This window comes from Marinobacterium rhizophilum (genome assembly GCF_024397915.1).
Classification (GTDB): domain Bacteria; phylum Pseudomonadota; class Gammaproteobacteria; order Pseudomonadales; family Balneatricaceae; genus Marinobacterium_A; species Marinobacterium_A rhizophilum_A.
In genome coordinates this window covers 3,726,018-3,741,625 of record NZ_CP073347.1, presented here as the reverse complement: position 1 = coordinate 3,741,625, position 15,608 = coordinate 3,726,018, and the positions used below count along the sequence as shown (strand labels likewise).

Below are 15,608 nucleotides of genomic sequence, written 5' to 3'. Positions count from 1 at the left end.
CTCAGAGTACGATATCAAGCCGGCGATTCAGCACCAGCTCCCGGGGCGTCGGTGTGGCACCGTAGGCCAGCAGTTCCACGCCGCTGCCCCGCGCTTCGCGCAGCAGGCGGCCATAGGCCGGGTCAATCGCATCGGCAGGCCGCACCCGCTCGATACCGCCGTGGGGCACACAGAACAGCAATACCGCCCGCACACCCTGCTGGGCCAGCAGCATGAGTTCGCGCAGGTGCTTTTGCCCGCGCAGCGTCACCGCATCGGGAAAGCTGCCCCAGCCACCGGCTTCCAGCAGGGTCAGGTTCTTGATCTCGACCCAGGCATCGGGCACTTTACCCTGTGACAGCACCAGATCGATACGGCTGCGTTCCTCGCCGTAGGGAACCTCCTGACGAATGCACCCGTACCCGGCAAGCTCGCCGATGCGCCCCTGCTCAATGGCCTCGCGCACCAGCGCATTGGCGCGCCCGGTATTGATGCAGGCCAGATGCCGGCCTTCCACCTCCACCAGCTCCCAGCCCAGCGGGTACTTACGGCTGGCGTTGCCGGAGTCCAGCAGCCACACCCGGCTGCCGGGTTCGGCACAGTTGCGCATCGAGCCGGTATTGGGACAGTGCGCCGTCACCTGCCGGCCGTCCGGCAACTCGACATCCGCCAGGAAGCGCTTGTAACGCCGGACCAGGCGTCCTTCTATCAAGCCGGCAAACTCCATCAGCGTGCCAGCCGTCGACGCAGGCGCTCAAGTCCAAGCTCAATGCGCTCCAGGCTCGTGGTGTAGGAGAAACGAATAAAGTCGTTCGCCCGGTGCTGGCCAAAGTCGAGCCCCGGCGTCACGGCAAGGTGTTCGGATTCGAGCAAGTCCCAGCAAAAGTCGAACGCATTGTCGGTCAGGTGGCTGACGTCGGCATACACATAGAAAGCTCCCTGCGGCGCCACCGGTATCCCCAGACCCAGCTCACGCAACCCCTGCACCAGGCGATCACGCCGCTCGCCAAACTCCTGTCGGCGCGCCTCAAAGATCGCCAGGGTATCCGGCTCGAAGGCTGCCAGGGCGGCGTACTGTGACACCGTGGAAGGCGAGATGTAGAGGTTCTGCGCCAGCTTTTCGAGCTCAGGCACCGCCGACTCCGGCGCCACAATCCACCCCAGGCGCCAGCCCGTCATGCCAAAGTACTTGGAGAAGCTGTTGACCACGAACGCCTCGGGGTCCACTTGCAACACACTTGCCGCGTCGAAGCCGTAGGTCAAACCGTGGTAGAGCTCGTCCACCACCAGATGGCCACCCTGGCGATGCACGGCTCCAGCCAGCGCCGACAGCTCAGCTTCGCTCAGTACCGCGCCCGTCGGGTTGGCGGGCGAGGCCAGCAGCACTCCAGCGGTGTTGCTGCGCCAGTGCGCGTGAACCTGTGCCGGCGTGAGCTGGAAGTTGCAGTCCGCATTCACCGGTACCAGCTGGGCCCGCGCCTCGATCAGGCGCAGAAACTGACGGTTACAGGGATAGCCCGGGTCACTCATCATGAAGGTCTGACCCGGATTGGCCAGCAGTGCAAAGGCCATCAGCAGGGCGCCGGATGCGCCCGCCGTGACGATAACCCGCTGCGGCGCGATATCAAGGCCGTAACGCTGCTGGTAAAAGCCGGAGATCGCCTCGCGCAACGCAGGGATGCCCGCCGCCGGCGTGTACTGGGTATGCCCCAGCTCAATGGCTTTACTGGCCGCCGCGGCAATGGGCGCCGCCGTGGGGAAGTCCGGCTCCCCGACTTCCATGTGCACCACATCGTGCCCCAGCGACTCCAGCTCACGGGCACGCTTGAGCAAGTCCATCACCTTGAAGGACTCGATATCACCGACCCGATCACTCCAGCGCGCTGCCATCGGCCTGTACTCCTCAGCCTAAAAGCACGGCATTATAACGCCCGAAGCCCCCTGTGGCGCTAGCGCAGCGGCACTGGCGAATTTGGTTATAAAGGCTAGCCTATTGAAAAGGGTTCTGGTAACTTCGTCGCCTTCCAGTGCCGGCGCTTGCACGGCTTACAGGCAGCAGGGATAACCGAACCGGACTGATTCAGTTCGGAGGACTCGGAGACGTGAGGCAAGACTATGCCAACAAATGATTCTCAGTTTACGCACTTTAAACCCTATGATCTCGATACGGGTGAAGAGTATATGTGCGATGCTCATCGCGAGCATTTTCGTCAGATTCTGAATGCCTGGAAACGGCAGTTGATGGAAGAAGTCGACAGCACTATCCATCATTTGCAGGAAGAAGCGTCCAACTTCGCTGACCCCAGCGACCGCGCCAGCCAGGAAGAGGAATTCAGCCTCGAACTGCGTACCCGTGACCGCGAACGCAAGCTGATCCGCAAGATCGACGAAGCCAACGAGCGCATCGACGACGACGAATACGGCTTCTGCGACGCCTGCGGTATCGAAATCGGCATTCGCCGCCTTGAAGCACGCCCCACCGCGACACTTTGCATCGACTGCAAGACGCTGGCAGAAATCAAGGAAAAGCAGCTCGGCGGCTGACCCATCCTGAACCGGCCGCCCCCGGGGCCGCCCCCGGCGGCCGGATACGGCGTAGGACCCTGACCCTTGCGCTATATCGGACGTTTCGCTCCATCCCCAACCGGCCCGCTCCACTTCGGCTCACTGCTGGCAGCCCTTGCCAGTTATGCGGATGCCCGCGCCCACGGCGGCCTCTGGCACCTTCGCATTGAAGACCTCGATCCGCCGCGTGAACAGCCCGGCGCCAGCGCGCTTATTCTTTCGACCCTGGAAGCTTTCGGCTTCGACTGGGACGGTGAGGTCATTTACCAGAGCCAGCGCGGCTCACTCTATCGCGATGCCGTTGAACAGCTGCAACTGCAGCACCAGGCCTACCGGTGCAACTGTTCCCGCAAGCAGGTCTTCAACCGTACCGGCGGCATTCGGTATGACGGCCACTGCCATGCACTGCAACCGCCACACGGGCAGGCCTGCGCTATCCGTGCGCACTGCGCCGCCGGTACCATCGAGCTGCAGGATGCCATTCAGGCCACACAGCGTTACTCGCTCGCTCGCGATCACGGCGATTTCGTGATCCGGCGCCGCGACGGCCTCTTTGCCTACCAGCTTGCGGTGGTGGTGGACGATGCCGCCCAGCAGATCAGCCATGTGGTCCGCGGCAGCGACCTGCTCGATGAAACGCCCTGCCAGATTCAGCTGCAGCGCTATCTCGGCTACGCCAGCCTGGACTATGCCCATATTCCGGTGGCGACCTCCAGCGGCGGTCAGAAGCTCAGCAAGCAAAACCATGCGCCGCCGCTGGATGCCCGCAATCCGGTGCCCGCGCTGATTGCCGCGCTTGAGTTTCTTGGCCAGGAGCCCGATGCCGCGCTGCACGACGCCAGTGCCCGTGAATTGTTGCACTGGGCCGTCGAACACTGGAGTATCGCGTCCATACCTAGAACCCGCGAAATACCCTGGTCCCAACCTTAAGGAGCTCCATGTATCTGCACCGTACCGCGCTCCTGATGATCATCGGCTTTTACCTGGCCGGCCCCCTGCTGCTCGACTGGTGGCTGCAGCCCGATGCCCGCTGGTACCGCCCCTTCCTGATCTGGCTGATACTGATCGCGCTGAGCTGGCTGATCGACATGCGCCGAGGACACCAGGATGTTTAGTATTCACGGCCTTTTCATCGCCGGTGTCAGCTACCTGCTGGTTCTGTTTGGCGCCGCCTACCTGACCGAGCGCGGCAAACTGCCTCGCCGGCTGGTGCGCCACCCGCTGGTACATGCACTCTCGCTGGGTATCTACACCAGTGTCTGGACCTTCTACGGCATCTTCGGCATCGTGCAGGACGCCGGCATCACCTACCTGACCTCCTACCTGGGGGCGACCCTGGCCTTTGTACTGGCACCGGCCATCATGGTGCCAATCCTGCGCATTTCCCGCACCCATCAGCTCAGCTCGCTGGCCGACCTGTTCGCCTTTCGCTTTCGCAGCGGCCCCGTCGGTACCCTGACCTCCCTGCTGGTGGTCGCCGCGACCCTGCCGCTGATCGCCATCCAGATTCAGGCTGTGGCCGAATCCTTGTACCTGCTGAACAACGAAGCACCGCGCGACCTGATCGCCGCGACCTTCTGTGCGGTCATGGCGCTGTTCGCCATCCTGTTCGGTGCCCGCCACGCCTCGTTGCGCAATCGCAACAACGGCCTGGTGGTCGCCATGGCAGTAGAGTCACTGGTCAAGCTCATTGCCCTGCTGGCCATTGCCGGTTACTCGCTGTTTGCCATTCTCGGCGGGCCTGCCGGGCTGGAACAGTGGCTGGCCGACAACCCCGCCGCACTGCAACGCATTCAGCACATCCCGGAAAACGAAAACTGGCATACACTGCTGCTGGCGTTCTTCGCCACCACCATTGTGATGCCACACATGTTTCACCTGGCCTTTACCGAGAACTCGTCCGCCCTGAGCCTGCAAAAAGCCTCGTGGCTGATGCCGCTGTACCTGTTCCTCATGGCGATAACGGTGCCGATCATCGTCTGGGCCGGCATCAAGCTTGAAGCCACCCATGCAACGGAATACCTGATCCTCAATATCGGTGTGGTGCTGGGCTCCCCCACCCTGACACTGCTGGCATTTCTGGGCGGTTTATCGGCGGCCAGTGGCGTTATCATTGTGGCCACCGTCAGCATGGCCTCGATGCTGCAGAACCACCTGCTGCTGCCACTGACCCGGGTGCCGGACAATGTGCGCTTCTACAACTGGCTGCTGTGGCTGCGCCGCATCCTCATTCTGGTGCTGATGAGCGGAAGCTACCTGTTTTACACCCAGCTGGCCCGACCTGAAGCTCTCTACCTGCTCGGCCTGATCGCCTTTGTCTCCTTCCTGCAGTTTCTGCCAGGCCTGCTGGCCACCCTGTTCTGGGCCGGCATTAACCGCTGGGGCTTTGTGCTGGGGCTCTGTGCCGGCACCGGCAGCTGGCTGCTGACCATGCTGTTGCCCATGGTACTGGACCAGGATATCAGCCTGCTGGATTTCGACATCAATACCGACGACTGGCACCAGTCCGCCGTATTTTCCCTGCTGCTCAACTGCGTGGTACTGGTGGTGGCATCACGCCTTTTTCCCACCGGCGACGAAGAGCGCAAGGCCGCCGACGCCTGCATGCTGAATGTCATGCAACAACCCATGGGTATCCGTCTCAACGCTACCCGGGTGGAAGATTTCGAGGCCCTGCTGCGCCCACGCCTGGGCGCCGAGACGGCAAAGCGCGAGCTGCAAAGCGCCATTGCCCAGCTGGGTATCAACTATGAAGTACTGTCACCACTGGACTTGCTGCGCCTGCGTTCCCAGCTGGAGCAGCACCTGTCCGGTCTGGTCGGCCCGGTTGAAGCCGCCACCATTCTGGAACCGCTGGACCAGCAGGACCCGATTGAGGGCTTCAGGGCCCGTGATGTGCATTTGCTGGAGTCACAACTTGAGCAGTACCACCAGCGCCTCGGCGGCCTGGCGGCCGAGCTGGATGAGCTTCGACGCTACCACCGCCTGACGCTGCAAAAACTGCCCGTCGGCGTCTGCACCCTGGACAGCGACGGCCGCATCCTGTTCTGGAATGCGGAAATTGAACACTACACCGGACTGTCCGTCGACGAAGTGCTGACCTGGCGCCCGACATCGCTGCCGGCCCCCTGGGGGGAACTTTTCACCCGCTTTACCGAAGGCGACCAGTCCCATCTGGAAAGCCAGAAACTGGTGCTGCAGGGGCAGCCGCGCTGGTTCAGCCTGCACAAGGCACAGCTCAGCGAGCAAAAAGCCCACGCCGGCATGGTCATACTGCTGGAGGACGAGTCGGACACCCTGATGCTGGCCGACAAACTGGCGCATAACGAACGCCTGGCTTCCATCGGGCGCTTTGCCGCCGGTGTCGCCCATGAAATCGGCAACCCGGTCACCGGTATCGCCTGCCTGGCACAGAACCTGAAATTCGAAACCGAAAGCCCGCTGGTGCTTGAATCCGGCGAGCAGATTCTGGACCAGACCAAGCGCATCAGCCGTATCGTGCAGTCGCTGGTCCGCTTTGCCCACACCGGGCGCCAGGATCATGTCACCCAGCACGACCCCGTCGACATCTATGCCTGCATCGCCGAAGCCATTCAGCTCGTTTCCCTCGACAGCCGCGGCCGGCACCAGCGCTACCAGAACGAGGTCCCGCCCGCACTGCAGGTCGTGGGGGACATCCAGCAGCTGCTGCAAGTTTTCGTCAACCTGCTCAATAACGCCTGTGACGCCTCGCCCGAGCAGGGCCTGATCAGCATCAGCGCGGAGCGGGAAGACGAAAAGGTCATCATTCGCATGCAGGACGAAGGCAGCGGCATTCCCGCCGAATTGCAGGACCGCCTGTTCGAGCCCTTTTTCACCACCAAGGACCCCGGCAAGGGAACCGGACTGGGTTTGCCCTTGGTCTACAATATTATCGAAGAACACTATGGTAATATCGAGATACTCAGCCCTGCCGACAAAAAACAGAATAAAGGCACTCTAGTGGTAATCACCTTACCTGGACTTGCGCCGTCCGAGCTTTGACGCGCGTCATGTCCTGCACGTAGGAACCAAGGTCGAACCGAATGAGCCGTATTCTGATTGTTGAAGATGAAACGATAATCCGTACCGCCCTGCGCCGCCTGCTGGAACGTCATGACTACCAGGTCGACGATGCAGGCTCCGTTGACGAAGCCACCAGCCGCTTCGCGTTGCAGGATTACAACCTTATTATCAGTGACTTGCGCCTGCCGGGCGCTCCGGGAACCGAACTGATCCCGCTGGCCAAGCAGGTACCGGTCCTGATCATGACCAGTTACGCCAGCCTGCGCTCTGCGGTAGACGCCATGAAGCTGGGGGCCGTCGATTACATCGCCAAGCCCTTTGACCATGACGAAATGCTGCGCACCATCGAGAACGTGCTGAACCGCAAGGCCGCCGCGGCCGATAGCGCAACTGCGGCACCTGGCAAGGGCAGCAAGAACGAACTGCTCGGCTCCTGCCCGCCCATGCAGGAACTGCTGAGCCGCATCGACAAGGTCGCCCGCACCGATGCCACCGTGCTGGTGCTGGGCGAGTCCGGCACCGGCAAGGAACTGGTCGCCCGCGCCATTCACGAACAGAGTGATCGCGCCAAGGCGCCGCTGATCTCGGTAAACTGCGCCTCCATTCCCGATACCCTGATCGAATCCGAGCTGTTCGGGCACGAAAAGGGCGCCTTTACCGGGGCCAACAGTGCCCGTAGCGGCCTGATCGAAGCAGCCAATGGCGGCACCCTGTTTCTGGACGAAATCGGCGAACTCCCCCTCGAAGCCCAGGCCCGGCTGCTGCGCTTCCTGCAGGAAAGCGAGATTCGGCGCGTCGGCGCGGTACATTCCACCCAGGTCAATGTTCGCCTGATCGCAGCGACGCACCGCAATCTGAAAGAAATGGCCCGCAACGGTGAATTCCGCGAAGACCTGTATTACCGCCTCTACGTGATGGAACTGCGCATGCCGCCGCTGCGTGATCGAGGCAACGATATCGCCATACTGGCCAACCGATTTCTGCAGCGGGCCTGCGCCAAGATGGGACAGGCACCGGCACGTTTCAGTGAAGGCACACTGGAGGCCCTGACCCAGTACCACTGGCCCGGCAACGTGCGTGAACTGGAAAATGCCATCGAGCGGGCACTGATCCTGGCGGATGACCTGCTGATCACCACGGAGCTGCTTGGCCTCGACCTGGAACCGGCCTCCCGGCTGCACCAGTTTGAACGCAGCTACGCCTATGCATCCGGTGATGCTCCCCCCAGTACCGGCAACCGGCGGGAACCGCAGACAGGCTTGTCACTGGACGACTACTTTCAGCGCTTTGTACTGGAAAACCAGAACCGCATGAGCGAAACCGACCTGGCCAAGAAGCTCGGTGTCAGCCGCAAGTGCCTGTGGGAACGGCGCCAGAAGCTGGGCATTCCCCGCAAGAGTCGCAGCAAGTAATGCATGCGTCGCGCCGCGGTAACAAAGTGTTACCGTTTAGGTGTTACCTCCACACCCATGCCACCCCCACCCGGTGTTCCCTGAGGTAACAAAACACTGTTACCCCGGGACCACAAAATACCCGGAAAAATTAAATTTACTTATATAACAACAGCATACGAAACATGGCACGGTGCCTGCTTTGTATATAGACAAAGAAAAACAAGAAACAAGAAGAACAACAAAACATTTACCGGCAAGACCTCCAGAATAAAAATAACTGCGGAGGTTTAGCACGAGTAGCCCGCCTCTAACAAAAATAACAAATGAGGCCTGCGCTGATCACTGAACCCTGTCATCCGGATCTTCGATCCTTAGACCTGAATAAAAATAACAACAGGTCGCGATGCCAGAGTCCGGTGATCAGCCACCCATCTCCTTCACCCTTCTCAGCTTTTTCTGCTTCCCAGGATTCGATCCTGCATTCGTCATCACAGCACCCAACCTGCCACTGCGACCCCAGCGTCCTTTATTTGTCACCGGCACAGCGTTTCGCCCAGCAGGCACTCTCCCCCTGATCATTCTGCGACACTGCGTACCGTCACCCTCAGCAACTACCATAAAATATCCATAGGGCACCTCGAAATACCTACTGCGCGACTCATAGGCTGCGTTGCGCGGTGCTGGTGCGCCAGCCCGGTAGGAATCCTCATGTATACCCCATACACTGAGGTTCCTGCGCGCCCTGCGCCTTGCCTCTAAGCCTGCTCGTTACGGTTTATCGAGGTGCCCCATAGCAGCTCAAGGTGACTTCAGCAGCTTGCCGCGCTGTACTTTGGCACCCGCTCCAGACCCGCAGCCTGACGGTCCGATATCAGCCCGGTCACACCAACAAAGTGGCCACACTGGAAACCACCTGTGCGCGCCCTGCGATACGACGGACAACCACCGGCTGTTACCCTGCTACCCACCCAAAGGTTACAGAGCTGTTCCCTAAGGTAACACTTTGACGTTACCCCCTTGCCCGCACAGAAACAGAAAAACAAACAAATTTATAAAAAACAGTAGCTTATAAAAGCTGGCACAATGAATGCTCTATAACTGGCCAGAACAACAACACGTTACCTGCTACGCCGGTCCAACAATAAAAATAAATTCGGTCCGCAGTCCCGGGTAACCACCTCGAATAAAAATAACAACGAGGTCTGTAGCTGACTGCCGTGCGCTGTCACGAAGGTCCCCAAACCCTAGATTCAGAATCGCATTGACCTGAATAAAAATAAGTCACAGGTTGCGTTCTAATCACGGTGGTCAGCTAAACCATCTCTTTCCCGCCCCCTCCGATTCGCCATTCCCGCTTAGTGTCACACCACCGCGCCACTCTTATACTGAGCCGGCAACAGTGATATGATGCGCCACTTCCACCGCCAGGGCGAACAAAAAACAAACACTTATGGATATGAGCCTGATCATAGCCGCGGCTATTGCGGTTATCCTTATTGGCGCCACCCTGCTACTGCGTAGAAGACATATGGCACCCAAGCTGGATACTGATGGAAAGTCTGCCGCTGACGGCAGCACGCTGGAAAGCGTCATCACCCGAGACCAACACAACATCCCCCGCCAGCACCTCGATGAGAACGCGCTGAAAGTCGTGCATCGCCTCAACGATGACGGCCATGAAGCCTACCTCGTGGGTGGCTGCATACGCGACATTCTGCTCGGCTTGCGCCCCAAGGACTTTGACGTTGCCACCTCCGCCACGCCGGAGCAGGCCGAAGAGCTGTTTCGCCGCTCACGCCTGATCGGACGACGCTTCAAGCTGGTTCATGTGCGCTTTGGCCGCGAGGTGATCGAGGTTGCGACCTTCCGTGCCGGACACGACACCGAAGACCGTAACGAAGATGGCCAGGACGGTCGCCAGGCCGCCAGCGGCATGATTCTGCGCGACAATGTCTACGGTACGCTGCGTGAGGATGCGCTGCGTCGCGACTTCACCATCAATGCCCTCTATTACTCGGCCCAGGATCACAGCGTCCACGATTTCGCCGGCGGCTACCAGGATATCAGCCAGAAGGTCATTCGCATGATCGGCGATCCGGCCGCGCGCTACCGCGAAGACCCGGTACGGATGCTGCGGGCGGTCCGCTTTGCCGCCAAGCTGAGTTTCGATATTGAACCTGCCACTGCAGCACCCATCCATCAGCTGGCACCCATGCTGCGGGATATTCCCGCCGCCCGGATGTTCGATGAGGTGCTCAAGCTGCTGCAGTCCGGCCATGGCGTTGCCGCGTACCGGCAGATGCAGCACTACGGCCTGTTCGAGCAGCTGTTTCCACAGGTGCAAAATGCCATTGAACGCGGCCCTGCCGCCGGCATGCCCGTAGAAGAACTGATTCTCAAGGCACTGCGCAATACCGATCGTCGACTGGAGCAGGGCAAGAGCGTCACGCCCGCCTTCCTGTTTGCGGCTCTGCTGTGGTACCCCATGCAGCTGCGCCTGAACAGCCTGATGAAGGACGGTCGCATGCCCCCCTTGCCGGCGCTGCATGAAGCCGCCAATGAAGTTATTGCCGCCCAGATTCGTCATATCGCGATTCCGCGCCGTTTTTCCACGCCACTGCGTGAAATCTGGGAGCTGCAACTGCGGCTGCCCAAACGCCAGGGCGGCCGCGCCGAGCGCCTGATGGAGCATCCCCGCTTCAGAGCGGCCTATGACCTCCTGCTGCTGCGCGAATCCAGCGGTGAAGACCTCGGTGGCCTGAGCCAGTGGTGGACCGATTACCAGGGCGCCACGGGGGACGACCGGGAAACGCTGCAGGAAGACCTGGCGCCCGCGACCAAGCCGCGCAAGCGTCGACGCAAACCTCGCTCCCGTCCGCGCGATGCCTGACGCCATTCACTGCTACATCGGCCTGGGCAGCAACCTGAATGCGCCACAACAGCAGGTTGAACGTGCACTGCGGGAACTCGCCGCAGTGCCCGATACAAGGCTACTGGCCCACTCCAGCCTGTACCGCTCGCCCCCCATGGGGCCGCCGGACCAGCCCGACTATGTCAACGCCGTCGCACTGCTTGAGACGACACTGGATGCACACAGCCTGCTGGATCAGCTGCAGGCGCTGGAGCAGCGGCATCGGCGCGTGCGGCTGCAGCACTGGGGACCACGCACGCTGGATCTGGACCTGCTGCTCTATGCGGATGAACAGATACAGAGCCTGCGCCTGCAGGTACCGCACCCCGGCATGACCGAACGCAATTTCGTGCTCTGGCCGCTGAGTGAAATAAGCCCCGACCTGCGGCTGCCGAACGGTCGCCCACTGGCAACACTGTTAACTGAATGCCCTATAGGCACACTGGAACGGATCTCGTTATAATCCGGAACCGTTGAAGTCAAACGAAAAGCCGAGTTCCCTATGAATAACGTCACTCTGCACACCCTGTCCGCCCTCAAGCAGGATGGTAAGAAGTTCGCGGTCCTGACCGCGTACGATGCCTGTTTCGCACAGCTGGTCAGTAATGCCGGCACCGAGGTCATTCTGGTGGGAGACTCACTGGGCATGGTCCTACAGGGGCACGACAGCACCCTGCCGGTGACGGTCGAGGAAATGGCCTACCACACTCGCTGTGTGGCAAGCGGCAACCAGGGCTCCATGCTGATGAGCGACTTGCCGTTCATGAGTTATGCAACGCCGGAGCAGGCAATGCTCAACGCCGGCATTCTGATGCAGGCCGGGGCCCATATTATCAAGATCGAGGGCGGCGCCTGGCTGGCCGAAACCATTACCCTGCTGGCCGAGCGCGGCGTACCCGTCTGCGCTCACCTGGGACTCACGCCCCAGGCGGTGAATCGCCTGGGCGGCTATCGTGTACAGGGGCGAGACGAAAGCAGCGCCCAGCAGATGCTGGATGATGCCATCCTGCTGGAAAAGGCCGGCGCCAGCATACTGCTGCTCGAATGTGTACCCTCGCTGCTGGCCGGCGAAATCTCCCGCGCCGTCAGCATTCCGGTCATCGGCATCGGCGCTGGTGCCCAGACAGACGCCCAGGTACTGGTACTGCACGACATGCTCGGCATCACTCCGGGCCGCAAACCGCGCTTTGTGAAAGACTTCATGAGCGAATCCGACAGCATTGCCGGCGCCCTGCAGAGCTACGGCGACCAGGTTCGTGCCGGCACCTTCCCCGCCGACGAGCACGGATTCGCGTGATATGCAGACACTTCATCACATTCAGGCGCTGCGCGAGCAGCTAAAGGCAGCGCGTCGCGCCGGCAAGACCATCGGCCTGGTGCCGACCATGGGCAACCTGCACGCCGGTCATATCGAGCTGGTTAATCAGGCTCGCCGGCACGCCGATATCATCGTCGCGACCATCTTCGTCAATCCGCTGCAGTTCGGCCCCGGCGAAGACCTCGACAGCTACCCGCGCACCCTGGCCGCCGACCAGACCAAGCTTGCGGCGGCCGGCTGTGACTACCTGTTTGCTCCCAGCGAGGCCGAGGTTTACCCCAATGGCCGCGAAAAGCAGACCATCGTTGAAGTGACCGGCCTGTCCGACCTGCATTGCGGCAGCACCCGCCCGGGACATTTTCGCGGTGTCACCACCGTGGTCAGCAAGCTGTTTGGCATCGTGCAGCCGGATTGCGCCTTTTTCGGCTGCAAGGATTATCAGCAACTGATGATCATCCGACGCATGACGCAAGACCTGTGCATGCCCATCGAAATTCACGGCGTCGACATCGTGAGAGACGAGCAACAGCTGGCGCTGAGCTCGCGCAACGGCTACCTCAGCCCGGCGGAACTCGCCATCGCGCCAATGCTGAACCGGGTACTGCGCGAGACCGCGCAGGCCATTCGGGATGGCCAGCGGGACTACCCGGCACTGGCGGCCCAGGCACTGAAGCAGCTGGAAGAAGCCGGCTTCAAGGGTGACTTCATGCGCATTGTGCGCCGCAGCGATCTACAGCCAGCCAATGCCTCCGACACCCAGCTGGTCATACTCAGTGCCGCCTACCTCGGTGCCGCCCGCCTGATCGACAATCTCGAACTCGATCTCTGATATTCCGCTGGCTGTCGGCCTGCCGGCAGCCAGAAACCCTCTCTCAAATACTCTCCGGGCGGCACAGCATGCGGTCTGCATGCAGCCTGTGCGCTTGACAAACAGAGAACAGCTCGCGCAGACTGGGCCAGTCGTACTACCTAAAATTGAAATATAAAAGTGCGACATGGACCTGCGGCAGGCGGTCTTGACGGCAACTCGTCCTTGTCGCCAGGGCAAGAATTTTATTTCGCCACTGCAATAATGGGGTCAAATTTCCCCATTATCATGGTCCGCAGGAGTCTGCCTGACCCAATCTGAGCAGACCGGCTACCGGACGCTTTTGCAGGCCACGCACACAGCCCTTGTCTGCAGAGTATTGCGCCTCGGTGCCTGTCGCTAGGACTCAGCTCCGGCAGCTCCCCAGCACCACAATAGAAGAAGCTATCCACAATTAGAGGCACACCTATGCGCGACGTCGTAATTGTAGCTGCTGGCCGTACGGCTATTGGCACCTTCAATGGATCCCTGGCTGCCATCTCTGCGGCCGATCTTGGGGCCACCGTCATCAAGTCTTTGCTGGAACAAACTCAAATCAACCCTGCCCTGGTCGACGAAGTCATTCTCGGCCAGGTACTGGCTGCTGGCTGCGGCCAGAACCCTGCGCGTCAGGCGGCCGTCAACGGTGGTCTGCCGCACGAAGTGCCGGCCATGACCATCAACAAGGTCTGCGGCTCCGGCCTCAAGGCCCTGCAGCTGGCGACCCAGGCTATTCGCTGTGGCGATGCCGACATCATCATCGCCGGCGGCCAGGAAAACATGAGCGCTTCGCCGCACGTACTGCCGAACTCGCGCAACGGCGCCCGCATGGGTGACTGGAGCATGGTCGATACCATGATCAAGGACGGCCTCTGGGACGCCTTCAACAACTACCACATGGGCATCACCACCGAGAACATCGTTGAAAAGTACGGCTTCACCCGTGAAGAGCAGGATGCCTTTGCTGCTGCATCCCAGAACAAGGCCGAGGCCGCTGTGACCTCCGGTCGCTTCAAGGATGAAATCATTCCGGTGAGCATCCCGCAGCGCAAGGGTGACCCGGTCGTGTTCGACACCGACGAGCAGCCGCGTTTTGGCGCCACCGCCGAAGCGCTTGGCAAACTGCGTCCGGCGTTCAAGCGTGACGGCACAGTTACTGCCGGCAACAGCTCCACCATCAACGATGGCGCCGCCGCCGTCATCCTGTGCTCGGCTGAAAAAGCTGCGGAACTCGGCCTCAAGCCGCTGGCTCGCATCAAGGCTTACGCTTCTGCCGGCGTTGATCCTGCCATCATGGGTACAGGTCCGATCTGCGCTACCACCAAGGCACTGGAGAAGGCCGGCTGGGGCATCAAGGATCTGGAGCTGGTTGAAGCCAACGAAGCCTTCGCCGCCCAGGCCATGTCGGTCAACAAGGACCTTGGCTGGGACACCAGCATCGTCAATGTTAATGGCGGCGCTATCGCCATGGGCCATCCGATCGGTGCATCCGGCTGCCGCGTTCTGGTCAGCCTGGTACATGAAATGATCAAGCGTGACGCCAAGAAAGGCCTGGCCACACTGTGCATCGGTGGCGGCATGGGTACTGCACTGGCTATCGAGCGCGACTGAGCCTGACTCGGTCAGGCCTCAGGGCCTGACCTTGCACGCAAAACAACAACCGGGGGCATTCGCCCCCGGTTTTTTTTGTGCTGCCCCTCGGCACCGTGAATGACCCTGACCGACATTCCCGCTGGCTGGCACTTGCCCCTAGTATTTTCCGGGCACCACAAGCCGCTCGGTCAGGGTGTCGAAACCGGGCTCTCACCAGCAGCAGTCGAACATATGTCTAATTGCATATTATGAGGAGTCTTGCAGATGACTCCAACTTACTGGAAATAAAACCCATATAGACGAACTAATTCTACATTTAATCCGAGAATTACGGCCTGATCTTTACTAAATATATGGAAAAACGTATATTCAATAAACCTGTTCAATCGAGACTGCGTCATGACCCGCCAGATCCGCGCGCTGTTTATTTGTGTGGCTAACGCCGCCAGCTACAGAGGCCTGACCGAAGGCGGGGAAATGCCAGCCTGTGTTGTTGCAGATCCATTGGCACGGCTGAATCATTTCTCAACCGCCTTCACGCATACACGAACGCAGCAGAATGTTCGGCCCGGTGACAAACACACGCAGAGAGACCCATGGCAGATCACCTGACTCCAACCACCGTATTCAAATGCCTGGCAGACGACACCCGTGTTCGCCTGATGCTGCTTATTACCCGCGAAGGTGAGCTTTGTGTGTGCGAGCTGACCTGTGCGCTCGACCAGAGCCAGCCGAAGGTGTCTCGCCATCTGGCCCAGCTACGCACTTGCGGCTTGCTGGAAGATCGCCGCCAGGGGCAGTGGGTGTATTACCGCCTGCACCCCAGCCTGCCTGACTGGGTCATTGCCATTTTGAAAAGCACACTGGGGGCCAACCAGCACTGGCTGAGCCAGGATACCCGGCGCCTGGACGTCATGGGCGACCGGCCGCAACGACTGACCCAGTGCTGTTAACTCC

At 60.5% G+C, this 15,608-nt stretch carries 14 protein-coding genes; 12 read left to right on the top strand and 2 right to left on the bottom strand.

Annotated elements, in window-relative coordinates:
- Window position 1: 1 nt before the first annotated feature.
- Window positions 2–706 carry a DNA/RNA nuclease SfsA gene (sfsA, locus tag KDW95_RS16800; protein ID WP_255852962.1) on the bottom strand — a complete coding sequence of 235 codons (705 nt, stop codon included), beginning with the start codon at window positions 704–706 and terminating at the stop codon, window positions 2–4.
- Entirely contained in the window at window positions 706–1,869 is a 1,164-nt protein-coding gene (locus KDW95_RS16795) for a pyridoxal phosphate-dependent aminotransferase (RefSeq protein WP_255852961.1), read from the bottom strand. Before KDW95_RS16795 ends, sfsA begins: the two co-directional genes overlap by 1 nt.
- Before the next feature lie 225 nt (window positions 1,870–2,094).
- On the opposite strand from KDW95_RS16795, the gene dksA reads away from it, so the two are divergent.
- The 12 genes from dksA (at window position 2,095) to KDW95_RS16735 (ending at window position 15,604) form a co-directional block, all read left to right on the top strand.
- Window positions 2,095–2,523: an RNA polymerase-binding protein DksA gene (gene dksA, locus KDW95_RS16790; RefSeq protein WP_255852960.1), complete on the top strand. Its 429-nt coding sequence runs from the start codon at window positions 2,095–2,097 to the stop codon at window positions 2,521–2,523.
- A 66-nt stretch (window positions 2,524–2,589) separates the two neighbouring features.
- On the top strand, window positions 2,590–3,474 hold the full coding sequence (gene gluQRS, locus KDW95_RS16785) for a tRNA glutamyl-Q(34) synthetase GluQRS (protein WP_255852959.1): 885 nt from the start codon (window positions 2,590–2,592) through the stop codon (window positions 3,472–3,474).
- Between the two features lie 8 nt (window positions 3,475–3,482).
- Window positions 3,483–3,659, top strand: a complete 177-nt coding sequence (locus KDW95_RS16780; RefSeq protein WP_067296910.1) for an MFS transporter — start codon at window positions 3,483–3,485, stop codon at window positions 3,657–3,659.
- Entirely contained in the window at window positions 3,652–6,567 is a 2,916-nt protein-coding gene (locus KDW95_RS16775) for an ATP-binding protein (protein ID WP_255852958.1), read from the top strand. Before KDW95_RS16780 ends, KDW95_RS16775 begins: the two co-directional genes overlap by 8 nt.
- 41 nt (window positions 6,568–6,608) lie before the next feature.
- The gene (locus KDW95_RS16770; RefSeq protein WP_255852957.1) at window positions 6,609–8,000 is read left to right on the top strand and encodes a sigma-54-dependent transcriptional regulator; all 1,392 of its coding nucleotides are present in this window, start codon (window positions 6,609–6,611) and stop codon (window positions 7,998–8,000) included.
- A gap of 1,432 nt (window positions 8,001–9,432) precedes the next feature.
- Complete coding sequence (gene pcnB, locus KDW95_RS16765) at window positions 9,433–10,872, top strand: polynucleotide adenylyltransferase PcnB (RefSeq protein ID WP_441813614.1); 1,440 nt, start codon at window positions 9,433–9,435, stop codon at window positions 10,870–10,872.
- Window positions 10,865–11,356, top strand: coding sequence for a 2-amino-4-hydroxy-6-hydroxymethyldihydropteridine diphosphokinase (gene folK / locus KDW95_RS16760; protein WP_255852955.1), 492 nt, complete (start codon window positions 10,865–10,867; stop codon window positions 11,354–11,356). The genes pcnB and folK overlap by 8 nt, the downstream gene beginning before the upstream one ends.
- Before the next feature lie 39 nt (window positions 11,357–11,395).
- Window positions 11,396–12,190, top strand: a complete 795-nt coding sequence (gene panB / locus KDW95_RS16755; RefSeq protein WP_255852954.1) for a 3-methyl-2-oxobutanoate hydroxymethyltransferase — start codon at window positions 11,396–11,398, stop codon at window positions 12,188–12,190.
- Window position 12,191: 1 nt separating this feature from the next.
- Window positions 12,192–13,040, top strand: a complete 849-nt coding sequence (panC, locus tag KDW95_RS16750) for a pantoate--beta-alanine ligase (RefSeq protein ID WP_255852953.1) — start codon at window positions 12,192–12,194, stop codon at window positions 13,038–13,040.
- A 447-nt stretch (window positions 13,041–13,487) separates the two neighbouring features.
- Window positions 13,488–14,669 (top strand): acetyl-CoA C-acetyltransferase, encoded by a 1,182-nt coding sequence (locus KDW95_RS16745; RefSeq protein ID WP_255852952.1) that lies wholly within the window; start codon window positions 13,488–13,490, stop codon window positions 14,667–14,669.
- Window positions 14,670–15,050: 381 nt separating this feature from the next.
- Entirely contained in the window at window positions 15,051–15,263 is a 213-nt protein-coding gene (locus tag KDW95_RS16740) for a hypothetical protein (RefSeq protein ID WP_255852951.1), read from the top strand.
- A complete protein-coding gene (locus tag KDW95_RS16735; RefSeq protein ID WP_255852950.1) occupies window positions 15,248–15,604 on the top strand; it encodes a metalloregulator ArsR/SmtB family transcription factor in 357 nt (118 codons plus the stop codon). The genes KDW95_RS16740 and KDW95_RS16735 overlap by 16 nt, the downstream gene beginning before the upstream one ends.
- The last annotated feature ends 4 nt before the right edge of the window (window positions 15,605–15,608 follow it).

What these genes read in the sequence shown, in the direction of transcription:
- KDW95_RS16770 (WP_255852957.1), top strand. Translation starts at nt 6,609, where the DNA reads ATGAGCCGTATTCTGATTGTTGAAGATGAAACGATAATCCGTACCGCC.
- KDW95_RS16735 (WP_255852950.1), top strand. Translation starts at nt 15,248, where the DNA reads ATGGCAGATCACCTGACTCCAACCACCGTATTCAAATGCCTGGCAGAC.
- sfsA (WP_255852962.1), bottom strand. Translation starts at nt 706, where the DNA reads ATGGAGTTTGCCGGCTTGATAGAAGGACGCCTGGTCCGGCGTTACAAG.
- panB (WP_255852954.1), top strand. Translation starts at nt 11,396, where the DNA reads ATGAATAACGTCACTCTGCACACCCTGTCCGCCCTCAAGCAGGATGGT.
- KDW95_RS16780 (WP_067296910.1), top strand. Translation starts at nt 3,483, where the DNA reads ATGTATCTGCACCGTACCGCGCTCCTGATGATCATCGGCTTTTACCTG.
- KDW95_RS16745 (WP_255852952.1), top strand. Translation starts at nt 13,488, where the DNA reads ATGCGCGACGTCGTAATTGTAGCTGCTGGCCGTACGGCTATTGGCACC.
- KDW95_RS16740 (WP_255852951.1), top strand. Translation starts at nt 15,051, where the DNA reads ATGACCCGCCAGATCCGCGCGCTGTTTATTTGTGTGGCTAACGCCGCC.
- panC (WP_255852953.1), top strand. Translation starts at nt 12,192, where the DNA reads ATGCAGACACTTCATCACATTCAGGCGCTGCGCGAGCAGCTAAAGGCA.
- KDW95_RS16775 (WP_255852958.1), top strand. Translation starts at nt 3,652, where the DNA reads ATGTTTAGTATTCACGGCCTTTTCATCGCCGGTGTCAGCTACCTGCTG.
- dksA (WP_255852960.1), top strand. Translation starts at nt 2,095, where the DNA reads ATGCCAACAAATGATTCTCAGTTTACGCACTTTAAACCCTATGATCTC.
- pcnB (WP_441813614.1), top strand. Translation starts at nt 9,433, where the DNA reads ATGGATATGAGCCTGATCATAGCCGCGGCTATTGCGGTTATCCTTATT.
- KDW95_RS16795 (WP_255852961.1), bottom strand. Translation starts at nt 1,869, where the DNA reads ATGGCAGCGCGCTGGAGTGATCGGGTCGGTGATATCGAGTCCTTCAAG.
- folK (WP_255852955.1), top strand. Translation starts at nt 10,865, where the DNA reads ATGCCTGACGCCATTCACTGCTACATCGGCCTGGGCAGCAACCTGAAT.